The sequence below is a fragment of the Collinsella sp. AF18-8LB genome (assembly GCF_003459795.1).
In the GTDB taxonomy this organism is placed as follows: domain Bacteria; phylum Actinomycetota; class Coriobacteriia; order Coriobacteriales; family Coriobacteriaceae; genus Collinsella.
This window is the reverse complement of the sequence record NZ_QRWU01000001.1, coordinates 277,803-298,448: the sequence shown is the minus strand read 5'-3', so window position 1 is coordinate 298,448 and position 20,646 is coordinate 277,803. Positions and strand designations below refer to the sequence as shown.

19 protein-coding genes and 1 riboswitch are annotated in these 20,646 nt (G+C 61.3%); of the genes, 1 reads left to right on the top strand and 18 read right to left on the bottom strand.

What is annotated here, in order from left to right; genetic code table 11:
- Positions 1–18 precede the first annotated feature (18 nt).
- From DWX25_RS01295 to DWX25_RS01265, 7 genes are all read right to left on the bottom strand, one after another.
- The gene (locus DWX25_RS01295; protein ID WP_117798523.1) at positions 19–465 is read right to left on the bottom strand and encodes a pyridoxamine 5'-phosphate oxidase family protein; all 447 of its coding nucleotides are present in this window, start codon (positions 463–465) and stop codon (positions 19–21) included.
- A 30-nt stretch (positions 466–495) separates the two neighbouring features.
- The gene (locus DWX25_RS01290; RefSeq protein WP_117743818.1) at positions 496–1,296 is read right to left on the bottom strand and encodes an energy-coupling factor transporter transmembrane protein EcfT; all 801 of its coding nucleotides are present in this window, start codon (positions 1,294–1,296) and stop codon (positions 496–498) included.
- Positions 1,296–3,200, bottom strand: coding sequence for an energy-coupling factor transporter ATPase (locus tag DWX25_RS01285; protein ID WP_117798521.1), 1,905 nt, complete (start codon positions 3,198–3,200; stop codon positions 1,296–1,298). Before DWX25_RS01285 ends, DWX25_RS01290 begins: the two co-directional genes overlap by 1 nt.
- Complete coding sequence (locus DWX25_RS01280; protein WP_117798519.1) at positions 3,197–3,787, bottom strand: ECF transporter S component; 591 nt, start codon at positions 3,785–3,787, stop codon at positions 3,197–3,199. Before DWX25_RS01280 ends, DWX25_RS01285 begins: the two co-directional genes overlap by 4 nt.
- Positions 3,788–3,792: 5 nt before the next feature.
- Positions 3,793–3,985: riboswitch (FMN riboswitch) on the bottom strand.
- 365 nt (positions 3,986–4,350) lie between these two features.
- Entirely contained in the window at positions 4,351–5,988 is a 1,638-nt protein-coding gene (gene groL / locus DWX25_RS01275; RefSeq protein ID WP_117734272.1) for a chaperonin GroEL, read from the bottom strand.
- Positions 5,989–6,084: 96 nt separating this feature from the next.
- The gene (gene groES, locus DWX25_RS01270; RefSeq protein WP_022094351.1) at positions 6,085–6,378 is read right to left on the bottom strand and encodes a co-chaperone GroES; all 294 of its coding nucleotides are present in this window, start codon (positions 6,376–6,378) and stop codon (positions 6,085–6,087) included.
- A gap of 380 nt (positions 6,379–6,758) precedes the next feature.
- The gene (locus tag DWX25_RS01265) at positions 6,759–8,396 is read right to left on the bottom strand and encodes an amidohydrolase (protein ID WP_233505176.1); all 1,638 of its coding nucleotides are present in this window, start codon (positions 8,394–8,396) and stop codon (positions 6,759–6,761) included.
- Positions 8,397–8,564: 168 nt separating this feature from the next.
- On the opposite strand from DWX25_RS01265, the gene DWX25_RS01260 reads away from it, so the two are divergent.
- Positions 8,565–10,028, top strand: coding sequence for a M20 family metallopeptidase (locus DWX25_RS01260; protein WP_117798517.1), 1,464 nt, complete (start codon positions 8,565–8,567; stop codon positions 10,026–10,028).
- Positions 10,029–10,169: 141 nt separating this feature from the next.
- On the opposite strand, the gene DWX25_RS01255 is transcribed toward DWX25_RS01260, so the two are convergent.
- From DWX25_RS01255 to DWX25_RS01210, 11 genes are all read right to left on the bottom strand, one after another.
- Positions 10,170–11,468 (bottom strand): zinc-ribbon domain-containing protein, encoded by a 1,299-nt coding sequence (locus DWX25_RS01255; protein ID WP_158557545.1) that lies wholly within the window; start codon positions 11,466–11,468, stop codon positions 10,170–10,172.
- Between the two features lie 148 nt (positions 11,469–11,616).
- Entirely contained in the window at positions 11,617–12,639 is a 1,023-nt protein-coding gene (locus DWX25_RS01250; RefSeq protein ID WP_117798513.1) for a YitT family protein, read from the bottom strand.
- Between the two features lie 207 nt (positions 12,640–12,846).
- Positions 12,847–13,368, bottom strand: a complete 522-nt coding sequence (locus DWX25_RS01245; protein WP_117798511.1) for an Asp23/Gls24 family envelope stress response protein — start codon at positions 13,366–13,368, stop codon at positions 12,847–12,849.
- Between the two features lie 44 nt (positions 13,369–13,412).
- A complete protein-coding gene (locus DWX25_RS09585) occupies positions 13,413–13,790 on the bottom strand; it encodes a DUF2273 domain-containing protein (RefSeq protein WP_233505175.1) in 378 nt (125 codons plus the stop codon).
- Positions 13,783–14,328 (bottom strand): hypothetical protein, encoded by a 546-nt coding sequence (locus DWX25_RS09480; RefSeq protein WP_118299280.1) that lies wholly within the window; start codon positions 14,326–14,328, stop codon positions 13,783–13,785. The genes DWX25_RS09585 and DWX25_RS09480 overlap by 8 nt, the downstream gene beginning before the upstream one ends.
- 166 nt (positions 14,329–14,494) lie before the next feature.
- Positions 14,495–15,301, bottom strand: a complete 807-nt coding sequence (locus DWX25_RS01235; protein ID WP_006234926.1) for a YebC/PmpR family DNA-binding transcriptional regulator — start codon at positions 15,299–15,301, stop codon at positions 14,495–14,497.
- A gap of 165 nt (positions 15,302–15,466) precedes the next feature.
- Positions 15,467–17,650 (bottom strand): DUF6020 family protein, encoded by a 2,184-nt coding sequence (locus DWX25_RS01230; RefSeq protein WP_233505174.1) that lies wholly within the window; start codon positions 17,648–17,650, stop codon positions 15,467–15,469.
- An 84-nt stretch (positions 17,651–17,734) separates the two neighbouring features.
- Positions 17,735–18,556, bottom strand: coding sequence for a prolipoprotein diacylglyceryl transferase (gene lgt / locus DWX25_RS01225; protein ID WP_117798507.1), 822 nt, complete (start codon positions 18,554–18,556; stop codon positions 17,735–17,737).
- Positions 18,557–18,665: 109 nt separating this feature from the next.
- Positions 18,666–18,944, bottom strand: a complete 279-nt coding sequence (locus DWX25_RS01220; protein ID WP_035137589.1) for a NifU family protein — start codon at positions 18,942–18,944, stop codon at positions 18,666–18,668.
- A 172-nt stretch (positions 18,945–19,116) separates the two neighbouring features.
- Complete coding sequence (locus DWX25_RS01215) at positions 19,117–19,641, bottom strand: dCMP deaminase family protein (RefSeq protein ID WP_117798505.1); 525 nt, start codon at positions 19,639–19,641, stop codon at positions 19,117–19,119.
- A gap of 84 nt (positions 19,642–19,725) precedes the next feature.
- On the bottom strand, positions 19,726–20,580 hold the full coding sequence (locus tag DWX25_RS01210) for a type III pantothenate kinase (RefSeq protein WP_233505173.1): 855 nt from the start codon (positions 20,578–20,580) through the stop codon (positions 19,726–19,728).
- Positions 20,581–20,646: the final 66 nt, after the last annotated feature.

Sequence of the window (20,646 nt, the reverse complement as noted above, 5' to 3'; positions counted from 1 at the left end):
GAGCCTGGTTTGTGTGAGCTAGAGCTCCAGGCGCTCCTCGCTGCCGTCGATATCACAGAAGCGGGCGACGATATTGCGGACCGAGAAAAACGCAAGGCGGCCGTCGTTGGCGCTCTCGTGATTCTCGCCAATGCCCACCATGTGCTTAAAGCCTGCTTCGCGAACGCGGTCGCTCACGACCACATCGTCCTCGAGCGCGGCCTCGCCGGTCAATACGATCCAACATTCCCCCGGCTTCCAGCCCGAGAGCTCAAACTTGGGATTCGCACTCAGCTCCGCCCACACATCCTTGTCGCGCGACGTGCAAAACCACAGTTTGCCGTCATCGACCATGGCAAACGAAAACGGCCTCACGCGGGGCTGGTGTCCGTCGCTCGCATCGGTCGTGGCAAGATACCACGCCGGAATGCGCCTGAGATACAAACAGGTGCGCTCAAGCTGAGCCGTGCGGTCGTTGTCGGTCATAGGGACCCCTTTCTTGCGCTCAAATCGCGCCTAAACAAGTTGAAGATTGATGACGATGACGCAGATGAGCAGCAACGCCGTCACCACCGCCGCCAACGCATCGCCGCGGCCAAATGCAAGCGCATGCAGACGTGTGCGGCCCTGCTCGCCATGATAGCAACGGGCATCCATGGCGGCAGACAACGTCTCGGCATGACGGAACACGCCGGTGAACAGCGGAATCGCCACACTGCCGAGCATGCGCACACCGCCGAGCGGACCGCCCGTCACGCGCGCGCCGCGGCTGGCCTGCGCATCGGCCGTCTGTTTCATTTCGGTGGCAAATTGCGGCATAAACCGCAGCGCGATGCCCATAATCATGCCAAGCTCGTGTGCCGGAAGCCCCACACGCGCGAACGGTGCGAGCAGACGCTCAAAGCCCGCGGTGAGGTCGAGCGTCGGTGTGGTGAGCGTAATGGCGCTCATACCGGCCATCATCAAGGTCAGGCGGCACGTCATAAAGGCGGCGGAATGCAGCGAACCCTCGCTTATCTGCAGAAAGCCGAGCTGCCACAGGATGCGCCCGCTCTGATCGGTAAACAAGTTGAGCACCGCGACCACGACGACGATCGCCAGCAGCGGCGCCATCGACGACAGAGCGCGACGAGCCGGCACCCGAGACACGGCATAGATCAGCACAACGAAAATTGCGACCGGGGCCAGTCCGCGGAAGCCACTGACCGTGAGCGTCGTGATCAGAAACACAAAGCCCAAGAGCAACTTGGTTCGCGGGTCCAGGCGGTGGATTGCACTATCGCCGGGATAGTAGCTGCCAAACGAAAACGCCTCCATCAGCAACCCTCCTCTCGCGTGACCGTTTCGGATTTGGCCTTGTCCGAGACGTTAGAAGAACCGTCCGAGCGACCGATCAGCAAATCTGCCAACTCGTCGGCCAACGACTCAACCGTATAGAGCCCGCCGCGACGCAGCGGCACGCCCGCTTCCGCGAGCGCCAACGCCATGCGCTGAGCAGCAGGTACGCCCAAGCCGATCGACTTGAGCTCATCGGCATGCGCAAACACCTGCTCGGGAGTTCCCTCGGCAAACACCGCGCCTTCGTTCATTACGACGATACGGTCGCAGCAATTGGCCAGGTCATCCATGCTGTGCGAAACCATGACAACGGTCAGGCCATCACGGTGAAGTCGATCGATAAGCTCAAGGAAATCCCTGCGCGCAGCCGGATCGAGCCCCGCCATGGGTTCATCGAGCACCAGGACCTCGGGTTCCATGGCAAGCACGCCGGCAAACACCACGCGGCGCTGCTGGCCGCCCGAAAGCTCAAAGGGGCTCTTGTCGCCGACCGTGGAAAGGTCGAGGCCCACGCGCGAGAGCGATGACTCGACACGACGGTCGACTTCATCTTGCGGCAAGCCAAGGTTGTGCGGACCAAACGCCACGTCCTGCGCCACGGTTTCGGCAAACAGCTGACGCTCGGGATATTGAAACACCACGCCGACCTTTGCCTTAACCGCGGCGGCGTCTTTCTTGTTTGACAGATCGAGCCCCAGCGCGCGAACGGATCCCTCCTGGGGGCGAATCAAACCGTTGAGATGCTGGACCAGCGTCGACTTACCCGAACCGGTATGACCCGCCAGGCCCAGGAACTCGCCGCGGCGCACCGTCAGCGATACATCGCGCAGCGCCCACGGGCTGTTGGGGTCGTTTCCCCAAAGGGCTTGTTTGTTCGATTTGTCCGCGACAGCCGAACGCTTGCGCCAGCGACGACGCTCGCGGGCGCTCAGCGAATAGCTATACGAAACATGGGATAGTTCGATGACGGGCTCTGGTACGTCATCTTCGTTGCTTGCCGAAACCGTACCGCCAACGATTTCCGATTGGGGTGCGGAAGACTGTCCCACGGTGCCTGCCCCACTTCGCTCGGCATAAGTCTGCGCAATCTCGGCGACCATATCCACCTCGCGCACCTGCGCATGAACGGGCACGCCCTTCGCACGAAGCTCCATGCCCAAGCAGCACGACGCTGGCATATCCAGATTGAGCTGCGCAAGTTCGTCCGCCCGCGTCAAGATTTCCTCGGGCGTACCGAGCATGGCAACGCGCCCCGCCCGAAATACCGCGACACGATCGGCCTCGGAGGCCTCTTCCATAAAGTGCGTAATCATCACGATGGTCATGCCGCGATCGTGCAACGCGTGGCAAGCCTTCATGAGGCCCTTGTGTCCACGCGGATCGAGCATCGAAGAAGCCTCGTCCAATATGAGCACGCGCGGTTCCATGGCGAGCACGCCGGCAAGCGCCACGCGCTGCTTTTGGCCACCCGAAAGTGCATGGGTCTCGTGGCGCTCAAAGCCCACCAGGCCCACGGCCTTCAGCGCCTCGCGCACGCGCTGTGCGATCTGGGCGGATTCCACCCCTAAGTTCTCGGGACCAAAGGCAACATCGTCCTCGACAAGCGTCGCCACGAGCTGGTCGTCGGGATTCTGAAACACCATGCCCGCGGTCGAGCGAATGTCGTAGACCAGCTCAGGATCGGACGCGTCCATGCCGTTGACGCACACCGCTCCCGCATCGGGCTGCAGTAGCGCGTTCAAATGCTTGGCAAACGTCGACTTGCCCGATCCGTTTCCGCCGAGGATGCAGAAAAACTCGCCGTCCTCTATGTTCAGATCGACACCGTCAAGCGCCGGCACGGCACCGTCATAGCTAAAGGAAACGCCCCGACACTCAATCATGCGCGGCCTTTGACCTGGTCCTTTTTAGGCGTGATGAGGTTGGAGACTGCTTTATATACCGCCAGCGTCAACACCGAGTTGAGCACGGTCTTGATGAGGTTGAACGGCAGCACGGCGGGAATCATGAGCGGGGCGATCACATCGACCGAGCCATACCAGAACCATACGCCAATGGTAAGGTTTGCAACCATAGACAGCGCCGTAGCGGCAATGACGCCGAGCACCAGGCCAATCACGGCACCCTTATAGGTATGCATCTTCTGGTAGACGATAGCCGCGGGGAGAATATAGCCCAGCGTAGCAACCGAGTTCATAAGCGCACCGACCCAATCGCCCGTGGTAAGCGCATGGATAACGATCGCCATGGCGGCAACAGCTGTGCCGGCACCAGGGCCATACGCAAACCCACACACCATCGCCGGCACCAGCGACGGGTCATACGTCAAAAACGGCGCCGAAGGAAGGATGGGTAGCTGCACATACATAAACAATGCGCTCAAGGCACACATCAGCGCCATGGTAACGAGCTGTTTGGTGCTCCACCTATTCGTGTTCTCAAAATGGATATGCTGCGACTGTTCAGACATAAGATCACCTGCCTCTTTCATCCGGACTCTAACCGTTGGTACTGGGATCTCACCAGTTCAGCCGGCATGCGAACCAACGCACACACGGGTCGCGGACTCATCGGCTCGGTCGCAGGCACTTTACCTGCGCCACGGCGCCCCTTTGACACCGCCCGATTTACCGCCAGTGGGGAATTTCACCCCGCCCTGAAACAGCAATTGCAAGTGTAGCACGAGCAATCGCTCGCGCAAGTATGCCGAGAGTAATTTGTGGCGGGGACCAGTTGTCGCAACAACCACGTCTCCCACTCACCCCAAAGTGGTGCGCTTTTCGCGGCTTTGCCGCGAAACAGCAACCGGGACGCGTATCCCCCACAACCACGTCCTTCTCCGCCCGCCGACCTCAAGGCCGTAAACGCAGGGAATCCGGGGGCGTGACGGGGGTTTCTCTCCGGAACATTCCGCAAAGAGGCTCCGCAGCGCGAAGCGCGATGCGGAGCCTCTTTGCATGTCCGAGGACGTTCCGGAGAGAAACCCCCGTCACGCCCCCGGATTCCCGGTGGGAGTTCTAGACCTTGTCGGCCTTAGTACATACCGCCGCCCTGCTGACCAGCGGTAGCAGCAGCGATAGCGTCCTCAAGCTGAGTGTTCTTGGGCACATCGGAGACGGTGGCCTCGGTGATGAGGATCAGGCTGGCGACAGAAGCAGCGTTCTGCAGGGTGACGCGGCTGACCTTGACGGGGTCGAGGACGCCCATCTCGATCATGTCGCCCCACTCGCCGTTGGCAGAATTTAGACCCTGGCCAGCGGGCAGCTCGGCAACCTTGTCGACCACGACAGCGCCCTCAAAGCCAGCGTTCTTGGCGATGGTGGCGACCGGAGCGGTCAGAGCCTTCTTGACGATGTCGACGCCGATCTTCTCCTCGGGGTCGTCAATCTCGACAGCATCGAGCGCGGGCACAGCGTCCATGAAGGCGACGCCGCCGCCGGCGACGATGCCCTCCTCGACAGCAGCGCGGGTAGCCTGAAGGGCGTCCTCGACGCGATGCTTGATCTCCTTGAGCTCGGACTCGGTAGCAGCGCCGACCTTGATGACGGCAACGCCACCGGAGAGCTTGGCCAGGCGCTCCTGGAGCTTCTCGCGGTCGAAGTCAGAGGTGGTGTTCTCCATCTCACCCTTGATCTGAGCGATACGGGCGTCGATGGCCTCCTTGGAGCCAGCGCCGCCGACGATGACGGTGTTGTCCTTGGAGATGGTGACGGACTTAGCGGTACCGAGCATATCGGCGGTGATATCAGCGACCTTCACGCCCAGCTCGTCCAGAGCGGCCTGGCCACCGGTGAGGACGGCGATGTCCTCGAGGATGCGCTTGCGGCGATCGCCGTAGCCCGGGGCCTTGACGGCGCAGACGTTGAGGGCGCCACGGATCTTGTTGAGGACCAGGGTAGGCAGAGCCTCGCCGTCGATGTCCTCAGCGATGATGAGCAGGCCGCGGCCAGCGCGCTGGACAGCCTCGAGAACGGGCATGATGTCCTGGACGCTGGAGATCTTCTGGTCGGTGATGAGGATGAACGGATCCTTCATCACGGCCTCCATGCGGTCGTTGTCCGTGACGAAGTAAGCGGAGACGTAGCCCTTGTCGAACTGCATGCCCTCGACGGTGTCGATGGTGATGTCGAACGTCTGGGAATCCTCGACGGTGATGACGCCGTCCTTGCCCACGACCTCCATGGCCTCGGCGATCTTCTCGCCGACCTCGGGGTCACCGGCAGAGATGGTACCGACGGAAGCAATCTGCTCCTTGGTCTCGACCGGCTTGGCCTGCTTCTTCATCTCGGCAACGGCGGCGTTGACGGCCTTGTCGATGCCGCGACGGATGGCCAGAGGGTTGGCGCCGGCGGCGACGTTGCGCAGACCGTCGTTGACGATGGCCTGGGCGAGCAGGGTTGCGGTGGTGGTACCGTCACCCACGGTGTCGTTGGTCTTGGTGGCGACCTCCTTCACCAGCTGGGCGCCCATGTTCTCGATGTTGTCCTCGAGCTCAATCTCCTTAGCGACGGAAACGCCGTCGTTGGTGATGGTCGGGGCACCGAACGTGCGCTGCAGCGCAACGTAGCGGCCCTTGGGGCCCATGGTGACGGTAACGGCGTCGGCCAGAGTGTTGACGCCCTTGGCAAGCTTAGCGCGGGCATCGGTGTTAAACGTAATGTTCTTTGCCATGGTAGGTAATCCTCCAAAAGAAATGCGACTCGCGTCGCCGCTTCCGAGTCCTATGCGGCGGGCGCGTTCAAAGACGAATCAGAGATTCTGACGAGACTAGGCCTCGACGACGGCGTAGATGTCGTCGGCGCGCATCAGCAGATACTTCTCGCCGTCGACCTTGACCTCGTTGCCACCGAACTTGCCGTAGATGACAACGTCACCGACCTTGACGTCCATGGGGATGCGCTCACCCTTGTCGTTGACCTTGCCGGCGCCAACGGCAACGATGGTGCCGCGCTGCGGCTTCTCCTGAGCGTTGCTGGCGATATACAGACCAGAAGCGGTCTTCTGCTCGGCCTCGTCGGGCTTGACCAGAACACGATCTGCAAGCGGCTTCAAAGACGACATGCTTGTCTCCTCCTTTTTGGGCCGCGCGGTTATACCACGCGAATTAACCCTTTTTGTTTGCGTACGCGTTGAATGGTACCCACGAATGGCGGGTTATACAACACGGAGTCAAAAAATCTTATTTTTTGGCACTTAGATTTTCTGAATGCCGGGGGATAACTTAGCGGTTGCTCCCGTGTGGCGCCGGAGGGGCGGGGCATAAGGTTTCCTGCTCGGGCAGTCCTGCTCGCACGAAGGCCACATTAAGTGGCCTTCGGCTCGTGCGGAACTCGCGATAAACCTTATGCCCCGCCCCTCCGGCGCCACACGGGAGCTGAGTCAACGTTATCGGGCCCGGTGTTCAGAAAAGTCAGTGCAGCAAAATGGCGATGCAGATGGGGTTAGCGCTCGTAAATCAAGTTGCCTGCCAGGTAGGTGGTCTGAACCTTGGTGGCTTGCAGTTCTTGGGGGTCGATGGTGAGCGGATTTTGGTCCAGGACTACCAGGTCGGCATACTTGCCGGGCTCCAAGCTGCCGAGGTTTTGCTCGTCGCCCGCTGCATAGGCGCTGCCCAGGGTGTAGTTGCGCAGGGCTGTTGCTGCATCGATGCGCTCGCTCGGCAGCCAGCCACCCTCGGGCCAGTGGCTTTTGGGGTCCTGGCGTGTGATAGCCGTGTAGAGCACGTTCATGCTGGTAACGGGCGTGATAGGGCTGTCGGTACCGAAGGCTTGGCGAATGCCGCGCTGCTTATAGGTCGCGAACGGCCACATGATGCGGCTGCGTTCCAGGCCCAGGTCGCGCTCCGGACCACCTGGGTCGAGCGTGATGTGGCAGGGTTGGCTCGAGGCAAGGATGTTGAGCTTGCGCAGGCGATCGATGTCCTGAGGCAGCAAATTCTCCAGGTGCTCGAGCGTGTTATGGCCGTGCTGGGGCAGGCCGTACAGTTCGGCCGCTTCCTCGAAGATATCGAGCGCGGCATGGATGGCACCGTCGCCAATGACGTGGATGCGCACGGTGTGGCCGCGCTCCGCGGCAGCCAGAACTAGCTTGCGCATGCGCTCGGCGGGAACCGTCAGACGGCCCTGGTCGCCCGGGAAGCGCGGATTGGTATAGGGCTCGGTGAGATATGCCGTGTGTTCGCTCGACACGCCGTCGAAGAACTGCTTAAAGCCCGGCGCCGAGAGCAGCACATTGTTCGCGTAACGTGCCTGCAGCTCTTCCAAACGCGATTGGTCATCCAGCAGTGTGGGGAACAGATGGGCTCGGATGCCCAACTTGCCGGCTGCCTGTAGTTTGTCGTAGACGTCGTCGCGGATAAAGTCGCAGCCCGGCATGGGCATGAGCGACATATCGCAGATTGAGGTGATGCCTTGCTCTGCCATACGCTTCATCTGGTCGGCGTAAGCGCTCGCGATGCGGTCCTCGCCCAGCCACTCAAGGCAGCGCGGCAGCAGCTGCATGGCAGCCGCCTCGTGCGCAATGCCCGTGAGTTCGCCGTCTGCGTCCTTGTCGTAGCTGCCGCCCGCTGGTGGCTCGCTGTCGCGCGTGACGCCGAGCGCCTCGAGTGCGCGGCTGTTGAGCCAAAGCGTGTGCCCGTCGCCCGAATACATAACGCAAGGACGATCGGGGAATGCCGCATCGAGCGACGCCTTGGTTGGATGCTCGGGCGGGTCCCAACGGTAATCGCGCCAGCCCTGCGTCACAACCCAAGCGTCATCGGGCAGGTCCTGGGAAAACTCGAGCGCATGCTGTACCAGTGCTGTCTCGGACGTGCCCATATCCATGAGCATGTACGGCGAGGAGCCGACCGAGGTATGGAAGAAGTGCAAGTGCGCATCGTGGAAACCGGGGCAAACAAACTGCTCGCCGTAATCGATAACCGGCGTGACGGCGGGAGCCGCGGCGATCACATCGTCAGGCTTGCCGACCGCGACGATACGGTCGCCCGCGATGGCAATCGCCAGCTCACGGGCATCATCGATGCCGTCTTGTGCGGTAAAGACGTTCTTGGAGCGGATTATCCGATCGATATGTTGCATGGGCATCCCCATCTCTGGCAGGAAATTCAACACCCCCGAGTGTACTCCCCCACTCTTGTTACTAAACCCCAAGCGGCAAACGGCTGCTTTGCCACGCCAAGTGGCAGGTGGCATACTGGAGGCAGCCTGTACGATTTTGCGAACAACCCAGCAAGGAGCAAATCGATCATGACGAAGACCAAGGCACAGCAGATTATGGCAGCGACCGGGGTGCGAGCGGCTGACGACATCACCGCAGCCATCCAAGATATCGCTGCCGAGTTTGAGCCCTACATCATCAAGCAGCGCCGCCACTTCCATAAGCACCCGGAGCTGAGCCTCGCCGAGGAGCGCACGACTTCTGACATCGCCAATCAGCTCGATGCCATGAATATCCCCTATGAGCGCCCCCTTAAGACGGGCCTGGTGGCAACCCTTCGCGGCACCGCGCCCGATGCCTACCGCGAGGACGGCACGCCGCGCCGCCGCATCCTGCTGCGCGCCGACATCGACGCCCTGCCCGTTACCGAGCAGACCGGCGAGGAGTTTGCTAGCGTCAACGAGGGCTGCATGCACGCCTGCGGCCACGACTGCCACATCGCCATGATGCTCGGCACGCTGCAGATTCTGCGCCATATGACCGACGACATCCACGGCGAGGTCCGCATCGTCTTCCAGCCCAGTGAGGAAAACGGCCAGGGCGCCAAGCTCATGATCGGCACGGGCGTGCTCGACGGCGTCGATGGCGCCTACGCCGCGCATATCTGGAGCGAGGTCGATGCCGGCACCGTAAGCTGCGAGCCCGGTCCACGCATGGCCAACACCGACTGGTTCCGCATCGACGTACGCGGCACCTCATGCCACGGCGCCATGCCCCAGCGCGGCCACGACGCCGTTATGGTTGCCGCCGAGATCGTCAACGCCTTGCAGACTATCGTTTCGCGCGAGATTAGCCCCTACGAGCCGGCGGTCATCACCGTCGGCGAGCTGCACGGCGGCACCGCGCGCAACGTTATTGCCGGCACGGCCTACCTCGCCGGCACGGTGCGCACCTACGGCGATTCGACCCACGAGGAAATGCCGGAGCTTATGCGCCGCATCGTGGAGCATACTGCGGCAGCCTTGGGCGCCGAGGCAGAGCTCGCCGACTACACCATCGCCAACTACAAGGTCGAAAACGACGCGGCCTCGAGCGAGCGCTGCCGTCAGGCTGTAATTAAATGTCTGGGCCCCGCCGGCCAAGGCCATTATCGCGGCACGCTCTCGGGCGAGGATTTTTCGGAGTACCTGCGCCGCGTACCGGGTGTGCTCGCCTTTGTAGGTACGCGCAACCCCAAGATTGGCGCCACGTACGCCCAACATTCCTGCTTTTACAAGATTGACGAGACCGTACTGGCCAAGGGTTCCATGGTGGCCGCCCAGTATGCCATCGACTTTTTGGCCGAGCCCACGCAAGAGGAGCTCGACGGCCCCGCGATTACCGCGGTCGCCGAAACCAACCCCGATCTGGCCGCCAAGTTGCGCTCTGCCAAGGCGACGACTGCCGAGGCCCGTGACGCCATCCACGATGCCCGCACGGCTCGTCATGCCGCGATCAAGGGCATCCACGAAGCTCGCGCCGCCGCTCGCCGCGAGGAGAAGCACGACGAGTAGTCGATTCGCGACTATCTCGCAGTCATAGCCGCATCGCGATGTCAAAGCAGGGGCGAACGTTATCTCAACGTTCGCCCCCGCTCATTTGTCAAGCGCTATTTCTACCATTTCTACCCCGTCCCCAAATGGCAGGCGGCAGGGCTACTCGTCCTGCAGGTCCTCGTCGGAACTCGACTCGGGTTCGGGTTCGGGCTCAGGTTCAGGCGTCGGCTCGGGCTCGGGCGCCGGCTCTGGTGCGGGCTCGGAATCAGAGGCGGGCTCAGGCTCAGGCTCGGGCACCGGCGCAGGCTCAGGCTCGGGTGCAGGCGCCGGCTCGGGCGCGGGCGCAGCATCCGGAGCGCTATAGCCCGAAGGAGCGGCCTTCTTCTCAAACGGCAGCACAAACGTCAGGACGTCGTCCTTGTCTTCGTCGGCCCACTCGCTTGCGTAGCGCGCCACCCAGTAGCCAACGGCACGATGCTTGAGCATGCTGCCAAAGACCGTAAGAAATACGGTGACGAATGCGATCAGCACCAGAAACGGCACGAGCGTGACGCCGCCGCCGGAAACGATTGCCTCAATAACCGTGGGGCGGTAGTAGTAGCTATACATACCAACAGAGGCAATGGCGCCAAAGACGGCCGTCAAGATCCATGTGATGACGTTGGCGATCAGGCCCGTCAAAAACTCGGGAATAAACGAAGCGCAGAACAGCTTAGTCTTATTGTTCCTAAAGGCCGCCCAGACCTTATCGAGCGAAAACGCGCTCTCAACGCGACCGGTCACCGCAAAGTGCATCACGGCGATGTCGGCGAACATCTTAAAGAAGACGCCCAGGACCGCCGAAGCGATCAGAGCCAGGACAAGCAGGCCCAGCGAGCCAAACAGCGCGGCCTCGAGCGCATAGGAGCCGTAGTAAGAGTACGAACCTGCGGCGCCGAACGCAACGCCTTCAATTACCGAGAGCACTACACCAATAACGGGAATGGCAGCAATGACCTTGAGCACGCTCGAGATGACGCCCGAAAAGACTCCGAGACCAAACGACGTGGAGCGCATCAACGGACGGTCGATGCCGTCATCGACCTTGAGCGACAGGTCGCGGCCCCATTCGATGCCAAAGCCAGAACCGCACGCGCTTGCCACACAGGCTGCCAAAAAGCCGATAGCAGCCGCGATACCGCCGATAACGGGAATGAACAGCACGAGCACCGACACGACGCAGATAAGCGCCGGCAAAAAGGCGATCTGGCACACGCGCTGTAGTACGCCCGGCATCTTGGTCATATCCTCAAACGCTTGAGCCACACAGCCCTTGGGCACGTTGACCACGGGCGGCTGCGTCATGACCTGCTGAGGCTGCCCCTGAGGAGCCGCACCGGCCGCTGCATTAGGAGCACCACACGCGCCACAGAACTTGTCGTTATCGCCCATGGGAGCGCCACACTGCGAACAGAACATCGAAATCATCCCTTCGTATCTTGAGCGAATCACCTGGATCGCAAACGATGTCTTGTCATCATTATCACCCAGTGTGAGGACAAATTCTCCTAGATGACGTTTTGCAACGCGCAGGGCGTTATTTGATTGTTAGACGAGCGCGCTCGCGTTAGTTCGTTCCGCGGAAGCCCTTGCCGACGATCTCGGAGCTGTCAACGATCGTGATAAAGGCACCAGAATCGACCTCGCGCGCGTAGCGACGCAGCTGCACGGCCTCGCGGCGGCTCAGCACGCTCATGATCACCGTCACGCACTTGCCCGAGAAGGCGCCGTAGCCGCGGCTGATGGTCGCCGTACGGTTGAGATGCTTGACGATGAACTCCTCGACCTTAAGGGGTTCGGAGCAAATGATCGTGCAGACCTTACGAAGGTGAATGCTCTCGATGGCCTTGTCGACCACAAGCGTCTTGGCAAACAGGCCGAGCACGCAATACAGGCCGACGCGCGGGCCATACAAAAAGGCCGCGATAGTTACGATGCCGATATCGACCAGCAGCAACGCGCGGCCAATCTCGAGCGTGGTGCGGCGTTTGAGGATCATGGCCAGAATGTCCGTGCCACCCGTCGAGGCGCCAATATCGAAGACGATGGCGCTGCCGAGGGCCGGCAGAATCACGGCAAAGCACAGGTCGAGCCACATATCGCCCGTCATCGAGACATCGGTCGGGATAAAGAGCTCAAACAGCGAAACATAGGCGGAAAGCGCAAACGAGGCGAAGACGCTCCACAGAATTGCCTTGCGCTCCAAAAAGATAAAGCCCAAGATGACGAGAACCGCGTTGATAATCCACATAAAGACGCCGACGGGCAGGGTCGGGAACAGCGTGGAAAGAATGACCGACACGCCCGAGGTACCGCCGAAAGCAAAGTGATTAGGGGTTTTAAACGCAACGATGGCAAAGGCCGTAAGAATCAGGCCCAGATTGAGCTCGGCGAAAAAGCGCGGAAAGCCCGGCTCCTGGCTGCGCTTTTGGCCGGCACGCTCGCCTTGCTCAATAACATCGCGATCGACAACGCGCTCCATCGGCACCACGGGAGGACGATGCACCTCCTCGGCAGCACGCGATGCCGCCTCTGCCGCAGCGGCCTCAATCGCCCATGCCTTGTTTTCTGTTTCGTGCTCGTCAGCCATTACGGCAACCCCTCGTTAACAATTTGGAAACAATGCGCCCATTAGGGTAACGCGGAACGCGGCAATTGCAACCCTTAGTTAGACGAGCGGTATGCCCGCATCGGGGGCATACAAAGAACGGCCAGCCGCGCATGTACCTGCGTGACTGGCCGTTTAACGTTTTGGCAGATAAAACCTGCCAAAATAAACCTGTCCCTTTTTGGCAGGTTACTCGTGCTGGTTGGTGCGGCGTTCGTACTCCTCGGGGGTGATGACATCCTCGATGCGTAGGTTGACGCCCGCCACCTCAAGGCCGGTCATCGCGGCGAGGCGCTCGGTCGCACGCGCCTTAACGTCGTCGAAAATCGCGGGCGCGTAGGCGCCATACTCGATAATGACGGAAATGTTGACGACCACGCGGTTGTCATCGGTGACCTCGACCGTCACGCCCTTGGTCAGGTTCTCGGCACCAAACTGCTCCTGTACAAAGTGCATGAGGTTGCCCTTCATGCCCAAGACGTGCGGCACCTCGCGGGTGGCCATGGCGACGATTTTCTCGATCACGCCGTTGGAATAGGTCAGCGAGTCCTCGGACTCGTCAGCCTCCTCGTCGTCCTCGTCAACCTCGTCTTCGGATTCGGCCTCGACAAGCGCCTCGTCCTCGAGCGTCACGCCTTCGGCCTCGGCGACGACGGTCTCGTCCGCCTCGAGCTCGGTATCGGTCACATCGACCTTCGTGTTAAAAGCCATGGTTCCTCCTTATGCCCACCGCATACGCGGCGGTCGAATACATGCTAGCGACCGCTAAACAGGCGGCCGAAGAAGTTGACGATCCCGTTTTCGCCATCGCGAATCTGTCCGATCACAGCCCCGATCAGCACGAAGAATGCGATGACCAGCGTGTCCCACAGGCCGAGCGTGAGCACCAGCACCGCGAGCACAAAACCCGCGACGGCGCCGAGCGTGGTGTTGGGATGGCGAACGGCATAGCTCCAGATAGCCGCCCCCGTGCCCTTGATGAGGCCCATAGCCTCGTCAAAGTCGTCGACGACCGCGTCACGCGACTCGGTGCCCTCTACCTTGGGATCGACGACCTCACTTGCCGGCGCGGCGCTCTGATCGATGGTCAGGCGCGGGGTGCGGACGGTCTTATCTTGATTGGTATCACTCACCGGAAACCTCCACGGTCTGGACGGTAGTCTTGGACGGCAAAAAACGGACGCGCGTAGTCGTACCCGGCGTGCCGAGCATGGTGTCGCAAGCTTTCTCGATGCGCTGCTGCATCGCGGTAGCCAGAGATGCCACGTCCTTATCATCAAGCGCGATAGCCTCGACCTTAAAACGGACGTGCGAATCGTCGGAGCCTTGGACGCGGGCCTCGACATGCTCGACCATCACGCGGTCGTCGCGCTCGGCAGCAGCCCTGGCGCACGAAGAAAGCGCCGCGAGGGTAACCTCGATATTGCGCTCCCCCGCCGGATGCACGCAGGACGGTTCGCGACGGGCGAACATCAGGCGGAAGAAGCTTACCAGCACGCCGATCGCCACGACGCCGGCGCACGCCGTGACGACGATGCGCGGCATGGGGTCGCGCATCAGCAACATAAAGCGATACGTATACGGCCCCCAAAACTGGCAGACAAGCGTACCCAGCGCCACGATGGTGGCGGCAAGGTACACGATCGCTAGGGCTCGTTTGAGTACGCGCACGCGGCGCTCCCTTCAAATCTCGGCTCTCGAAATGCAAAACGGTTCGCATCATTATAAAAGAGCCGGGTCCGGCGCTCTACGCACGCGGATCCGGCTCATCTATTTCACGAGGCTTGCATGCTCGCTTCATTATGCCCAGATATGCACGGCTTAACCCGTGCGGGCGCTACTCCTCCTCGAGGGCAGCGATGACCTCGTCGGTCATGTCCATGGTGCTGTAAACATCCTGGACGTCATCGAGCTCCTCAAGACGGTCGATGAGGCGCTGGACCTTCTTGGCGTCGGCGCCGGAGACCTCGGTCGGGGTGGTCGGGACCATGGTGGTCTCGGAGCCCTTGACCTGGACGCCCTGCTCCTCGAGCGCCTTGGAGACAGCCATGACCTCGTTGGCAGTAGTCCAGACGATCCACTCCTCGCCGGCGTCCTCGTAGTCTTCGCCACCGGCCTCGGCGATGGCCATCATGAACTCATCCTCGTCACCGGCAGCACCGTTGGCGATCATGGTCTCCTTCTTGGCGTTCTCGTCCAGGATCTCCTTGGCGACGACGATCTGGCCCTTGCGCTCAAACTGGAAGGCGACGGAGCCGGAGGTGCCCAGGTTGCCACCAGCGTGGGAGAAGGCGGAACGGACATCAGCGGCAGTACGGTTGCGGTTGTCGGTCAGGCAGTCGACGTAGACGGCGACACCGGCGGGACCGTAGCCCTCGTACACGATGTTCTCGTAGACGGCAGCATCGGCGCCCGAACCAAAAGCCTTGTCGATAGCGGACTTGATCTTGTCCTTAGGCATGGACTGAGCCTTGGCCTTGGCAACGGCAGCGGCGAGGCTGGCGTTGTTCTCGGGCAGCGGGTCACCGCCGAGACGGGCAGCAACGGTGATGTTGCGGCTGAGCTTGGAGAAAAGGGCGGAACGCTTGGCGTCCTGCGCGCCCTTACGATGCTTGGTTGTGGCCCACTTAGAGTGTCCGGACATACGTGTCTCCTATCGGTTTCGACCTAAAGCCCAGCGCAGATGCTCGGGCAATATAAACAAACGTCGTTATGATATACCTACTGGCCTGCGAGATAAACCCCAAAATGAAGGCGTCGTGATGATGCCACCCTTTGGTGCAAAGTAACCTGACCCCAATGCACCAAGTTAGGACCAGAGGAAGTCGCTGCGGGTGACGGTGGCGCCGATGGCGAAGGGCATGCAGGCGATGGCCGGATACAGGTAGCGCATGTAGGTCGAGCCGTTGCACGGGCCAATCAGGCACACGGCGAGCACGCCCAACAGCGGCACCCAGATTGCCAGCGCACGCCATGAATGACGACGCAGCAGGTAGACCACCACGGCGATCATGATCCACACATAGGTGGCCGAGCTCATGGTGAGCGAGATAAACGGGATGCGCTGCACCGCCACGCGATACAGGTTGATCAGGTGGTCGCACCAGCGCACAACCTTGCTATCGACCGGATGGAAGTCGAAGTACTTGAGATTATCGGGGCGCGCCATAATCTCGGCACTGCGCGCCGTGCTGTAGACCCACGCATCGCGGGCACTCGGATAAAAGTAGCCGTAATAGTTATTGATGAGCGCCGAGATATAGCACTCGGGATCCTTCTTAAACATCTGGGCCCACACCTCAAAATAGGCCTTGATGTCCTCCTGCGAGGCGTATTCGTTAAAGCAATTTTTGACGGCATCCGACTTATCCGGGTTATAGCGGCGGCCCAAATTCTCGTACTTGAGCACACGGTCGATCACGGCACGCTCTTCGTCGGCCACCAAGCCGTCGCAAGGAGCCTCCACGATGGTGCCGTCCTCCTTAACCGTGGGGTTGACGCCCGAGTTGAGGCCGTCGTGCTTTTGGACGAAACGAGCGGTCTGCTGAAACGGAATCGAGAGGATTTCGCGCTTGGAACCAGGAGTGATGTCGTGCGCCGGCATAAAGACCTTGGTGAAGTACATATTAAAGGCAAGGCAGAGTGCAAGCACCGCAAGAACTCCCACCCAGCGGAAGCGCGAGATGGCGCCCGAAGGCGCAACACCAGCCTGCTTGGCTGCACGACGAGCCACATGCGCGTCCCATGCGCAAAACGCCGACGCGATTACGCATGCCGCCAGGGGAAACACCAGGCCGCCGTTGCGCAGAAACGTGGAACCCATGGCGCCCAGAGCGAGCAGCAGCCAGTCGTGGCGCGCAAAGAGCACGGGGGCTTTCTCGCCCGCTCGCTCGACATTGGCATCACGACGGGGCAAGCCACATGCCACGAGCTTGAGGGTCTGTACCAGCAGCACCAAAAACGCGTCGGCAAACAGCACATCTTTGGTGAGCAACGCCGCGTAGTTAGAGAACATCGGCATAAACGCAAAGAACAGCAAGATCACGCCGCGGACCGGCAGGCTCACGCCCAGTTTGCGCAGAGACGAGATGGAATAGGCCATGCAGGCAGCCGTGATGACAAATTGAGTGCAGGTATAGATGATGAGGCCCGCGTTAGCACTGTTGAACAGCGAAAGCCCCAGCTGAACGCACGAGCCGATAATGGCCGTGTGCACCACGGGGTGATGTCCGTTGAGCAGCACGTTGGGGTTGAGTAGGCGCAGGTAGTCGCTCGTGCCGTTGGGATAGTTGAACCACTGGCGAATCTGCGCACCCGTATCTCCCATAAAAAGGCCGGGCAGCGAAGCGATGAGCGTGGGCGCCCAGGCGATCATAAGCACCAGGAAGGGCCCGGCAAAGGGATGGACCGAGAGTACGGCGTGAGCCACACGCCATATGCGGCCAAAGTGCGCTTCGGAAAACGGAATGCGCCGAGAGCTCAGCCAATCTAGACACTCAAAGGCAAGGTAGAAGGCAACGATCGCCAGGAGCATCCAGCCCGCGCCGCCAATCCAGGCGCAGATGATGCGAGCTTTATCGCCAAGGACGATCTCGGCCGAGTCGGTGAGGTCGTAGCTGCGGCCGAACACCATGCAGATGGCGAAGAACAGCGACGGCAGAATGATCGATGGACGCCAGGTGTCGCCACGGCCAAAGAACACGTAGCGAAACGGCAGCGTGAGCAGGCAGGCAAGTGCAAGCAGCATGACCGCGTCGGTATGGCCGGCAAACGAGAGGAGTACCTCGTAGCACACGTACAGCATGCCCGAGGCTTTGGGGTCAATCGCCAAGACTGCGTTGCTCGACACCGGGGCGGGATCGATGGAAAACGCCGTGGTCGCCAACAGCGCGAGCAAAAATGCGATGAGCGTCTGCTTGGCGGGGTAGCGCTTAAACCAGACGATGCGAGCGGCATCGCGCGCAGCCGTTGTGGAGAGGTCGGAATCCTTCACAGTCCAAAGAGCCTTTCTAGAAACCTATCAAACTCGGCAAAACCACCACAAAGGTGCCTGTCCCCTTTGTGGTGGTTTTGGTGGTTAGGCGTCCAGGTAGACGCGCTGGGGCCGGTTGCGGCGACGGGCGAAGATGATGAGCGCCAGGCCCGCGATTATGAGCGGCAGGCTCAGCAGCTGACCCATGGTGATGACACCGCCCAGCAGATAGCCCAGCTGCGCATCGGGCACGCGCACAAACTCGACGAGGAAGCGGACGATGCCGTAACCCATCACGAACACGCCCATAAACGTGCCTTGGGGCAGTAGCGGCTTTTTGCGGCTGAGCACCTGCAGAATGCAAAAGAGCACGATGCCCTCCAGAAATGCCTCGTAGAGCTGGGAGGGGTGACGAGGCATCTCGCCCGCAGTCCCGCCAAAGACCACGCCCCACGGCAGATCGGTCGGCTTGCCCCACAGCTCTCCGTTGACAAAGTTGGCACAACGGCCCAGGCACAGCGCCAGCGGAGCACCGATAACTGCAAGGTCGGCAATGGTCCAGGCGTCGAGCTTATACATGCGGCACACGATGATGCCGCCGATAATGCCGCCGACCAGGCCACCGTGGAAACTCATGCCGCCCTCGTTGGTGGCAAAGATCTCGAGCGGGTGCGCCCAGTAGTAGCCATCACCGTAAAAGACGACGTAGAACAGGCGCGCACCGATAATGAGGCCAAAGACCGCGCCGACCACGACGCTCGTCAGGTCATCAATCGTAATGTCGAAGCCCCAACGACGCTGCGTGCGGTACATAACGACCGCCGTGAGCAGAGCACCGACCACGTAGGCCAGGCCGTACCAGTAGATGGTGATGGGGCCCGCCGAGATCGCGACGGGATCAAGCATATGGTAGAGGTCGTTGAGCATATCGATCCCCCTGCTCCCTACATACAAATGCGGCCGCGGGCCTTACGCTCGCAGCCGCATATTATGGCGTAACGTCTATGCGAAGCGTACCGTCCGCAGCTTTCGCATCTTAGAACGGCGCGTACTCGTCGTACAGGTCCTCGGCCTCGCCGGAAGCATTGACCTGTTCAACGCGGGTAACGCCGGGCACATGCTCCTTCAGGATACGCTCGATGCCCATAGACAGGGTTAGCGAGCTCATGGGGCAGCCGGCGCAGGCGCCCTGCAGCTCCAGCTTGACAACGCCCTCGTCGTCGACGCCCACATACTCCATATCGCCGCCATCGGCCTGCAGGTTGGGGCGAATCTCTTCAAGAACCTTCTTAAGCAGCTCTTCGTTAACAGCCACAGGGGCTCCTTTCTCACAATAACGCGGGCACGCCCGCGGACAGGGGCTATGTTACTACAGCCATGTACCCGCTTAGGCGCCAGCCATGCGTGCGGACACGACTTTCACGAGCAGTCAATTTGGGACGGGGCCATTTTAGCTGCTTTTTGTTGCCAGCTGGCGTTGCCACGCGCTACTGCCGAGCCTGCCCCTCGGTGCCGATGTGCACATCGACGATAACCTGGCGGTAGCTGATGCCACAGGAGTCGAGGATGCGGCGGCTGATGCGCCCATCATCGGTGTCGGCGTACTTGTTGTCCAGGTAGACAACCTCGCCCACGCCCACCTGCGCCAAAATCTTGGCGCAGTCGTGGCACGGGAACAGCGTGACGTAGACCGTGGAACCCTCGAGGTCCTTGAGCGAGCCACGGTAGTTGAGCACGGCGTTGGCCTCGGCATGGACCACGTAGTTGTGCTTGTCCTGCAGCGGGTCGTCGCTCGTACCCCACGGGAAAAAGTCGTCGTTGAGCGCCGAGGGTGTACCGTTGTAGCCCACCGAAAGGATGCGGTGGTTGGTGTTGGCGATGCACGCACCCACCTGCGTGTTGGGGTCCTTGCTGCGGCGCTGCGCGGCGATGGCCACGCTCATAAAGAACTCGTCCCAGCTAATGACGTCAAGGCGCTTGCCTGACGAAGTTTGATGAAGATCGTCCGACATGACAGACACCTCCGTAATCGCAATAGTTTGACCCATTGTAGCAGGTGAAAGGTGGGGGCGTTTGTCCCACCGGCGCCCTCACCTTTACACGCGGCGGGGCTTTTGGTTGATGCGGTAGAGCTCGGCGAGACCCCGCAGCGTCAACGCGTCATCGACCGTCAGGCTATGGCCGACCAGCGCCGCGAGCGGGTCGGCATCGTCGCCGGTAATGACGATGGGTACATTGCCCTCCCCCGCGGCCTTGGTCGCGCGCATCTCGGCGAGCACCATGTCGAGCATGCCGTCGATGCGGGCTACCTCGCCCAAGACCACGCCCGAGCGCATGGCCTCGCGCGTGTTGCGACCGATCACATGCGTTGGCGCCGAAGGCTCGACCTGAGGCAGGCGCGCCGCAGCGGCCGAGAGCGAACGGGCGCCGAGCGCCAGCCCCGGCGCGATAACGCCGCCGACAAAGGTACCACGCGCGTCGATGACCTCGATATTGGTCGTGGTGCCCAGGTCGATCACGATGCACGGAGAGCCGTAGACGGCACGGGCCGCCACGGCGTCGGCGATGCGGTCGGGGCCGATCTCGGCCGGGTCGTCGTAGTGGACGGGCATGCCAGTCTTGAGGCCCGGTCCCACAGTGAGCACGCGCCCCGTACAGGTGCGAGAAAGCGCCGTCTTCCACGGGCGCTCGAGCGCCGGCACTACGCAGCTCAGCACGGCAGCCGTGGGCACAAGCGTGCCCGGCATGCCCGCATCGGCCGCCAGCGCGGCCATGACTTGAGCGAGACGCATACGCGCTTCATCGGCCGTAATACGGGTCGGCGTCGTGATCTCGCACGTCGCAAGCGGGCATTCCTGCGCCGCGGCCGAATCCTCGGCAAACAGGCCAAAGCGAATGAATGTGTTGCCCACGTCGACCGTCAATATGTATGCGCACCCATTAAGCATCATCGGCGCTCCTTTCGTCTGCCCAGCAGTATATCGCCTACCCGAACCAGCCATCCCAGGTAGTCATTT

Coding starts and splice junctions, on each gene's coding strand:
- DWX25_RS01295 (WP_117798523.1), bottom strand. CDS start 465: ATGACCGACAACGACCGCACGGCTCAGCTTGAGCGCACCTGTTTGTAT.
- DWX25_RS01290 (WP_117743818.1), bottom strand. CDS start 1,296: ATGGAGGCGTTTTCGTTTGGCAGCTACTATCCCGGCGATAGTGCAATC.
- DWX25_RS01285 (WP_117798521.1), bottom strand. CDS start 3,200: ATGATTGAGTGTCGGGGCGTTTCCTTTAGCTATGACGGTGCCGTGCCG.
- DWX25_RS01280 (WP_117798519.1), bottom strand. CDS start 3,787: ATGTCTGAACAGTCGCAGCATATCCATTTTGAGAACACGAATAGGTGG.
- groL (WP_117734272.1), bottom strand. CDS start 5,988: ATGGCAAAGAACATTACGTTTAACACCGATGCCCGCGCTAAGCTTGCC.
- groES (WP_022094351.1), bottom strand. CDS start 6,378: ATGTCGTCTTTGAAGCCGCTTGCAGATCGTGTTCTGGTCAAGCCCGAC.
- DWX25_RS01265 (WP_233505176.1), bottom strand. CDS start 8,396: ATGCAACATATCGATCGGATAATCCGCTCCAAGAACGTCTTTACCGCA.
- DWX25_RS01260 (WP_117798517.1), top strand. CDS start 8,565: ATGACGAAGACCAAGGCACAGCAGATTATGGCAGCGACCGGGGTGCGA.
- DWX25_RS01255 (WP_158557545.1), bottom strand. CDS start 11,468: ATGTTCTGTTCGCAGTGTGGCGCTCCCATGGGCGATAACGACAAGTTC.
- DWX25_RS01250 (WP_117798513.1), bottom strand. CDS start 12,639: ATGGCTGACGAGCACGAAACAGAAAACAAGGCATGGGCGATTGAGGCC.
- DWX25_RS01245 (WP_117798511.1), bottom strand. CDS start 13,368: ATGGCTTTTAACACGAAGGTCGATGTGACCGATACCGAGCTCGAGGCG.
- DWX25_RS01235 (WP_006234926.1), bottom strand. CDS start 15,301: ATGTCCGGACACTCTAAGTGGGCCACAACCAAGCATCGTAAGGGCGCG.
- lgt (WP_117798507.1), bottom strand. CDS start 18,556: ATGCTCAACGACCTCTACCATATGCTTGATCCCGTCGCGATCTCGGCG.
- DWX25_RS01215 (WP_117798505.1), bottom strand. CDS start 19,641: ATGTCGGACGATCTTCATCAAACTTCGTCAGGCAAGCGCCTTGACGTC.
- DWX25_RS01210 (WP_233505173.1), bottom strand. CDS start 20,580: ATGATGCTTAATGGGTGCGCATACATATTGACGGTCGACGTGGGCAAC.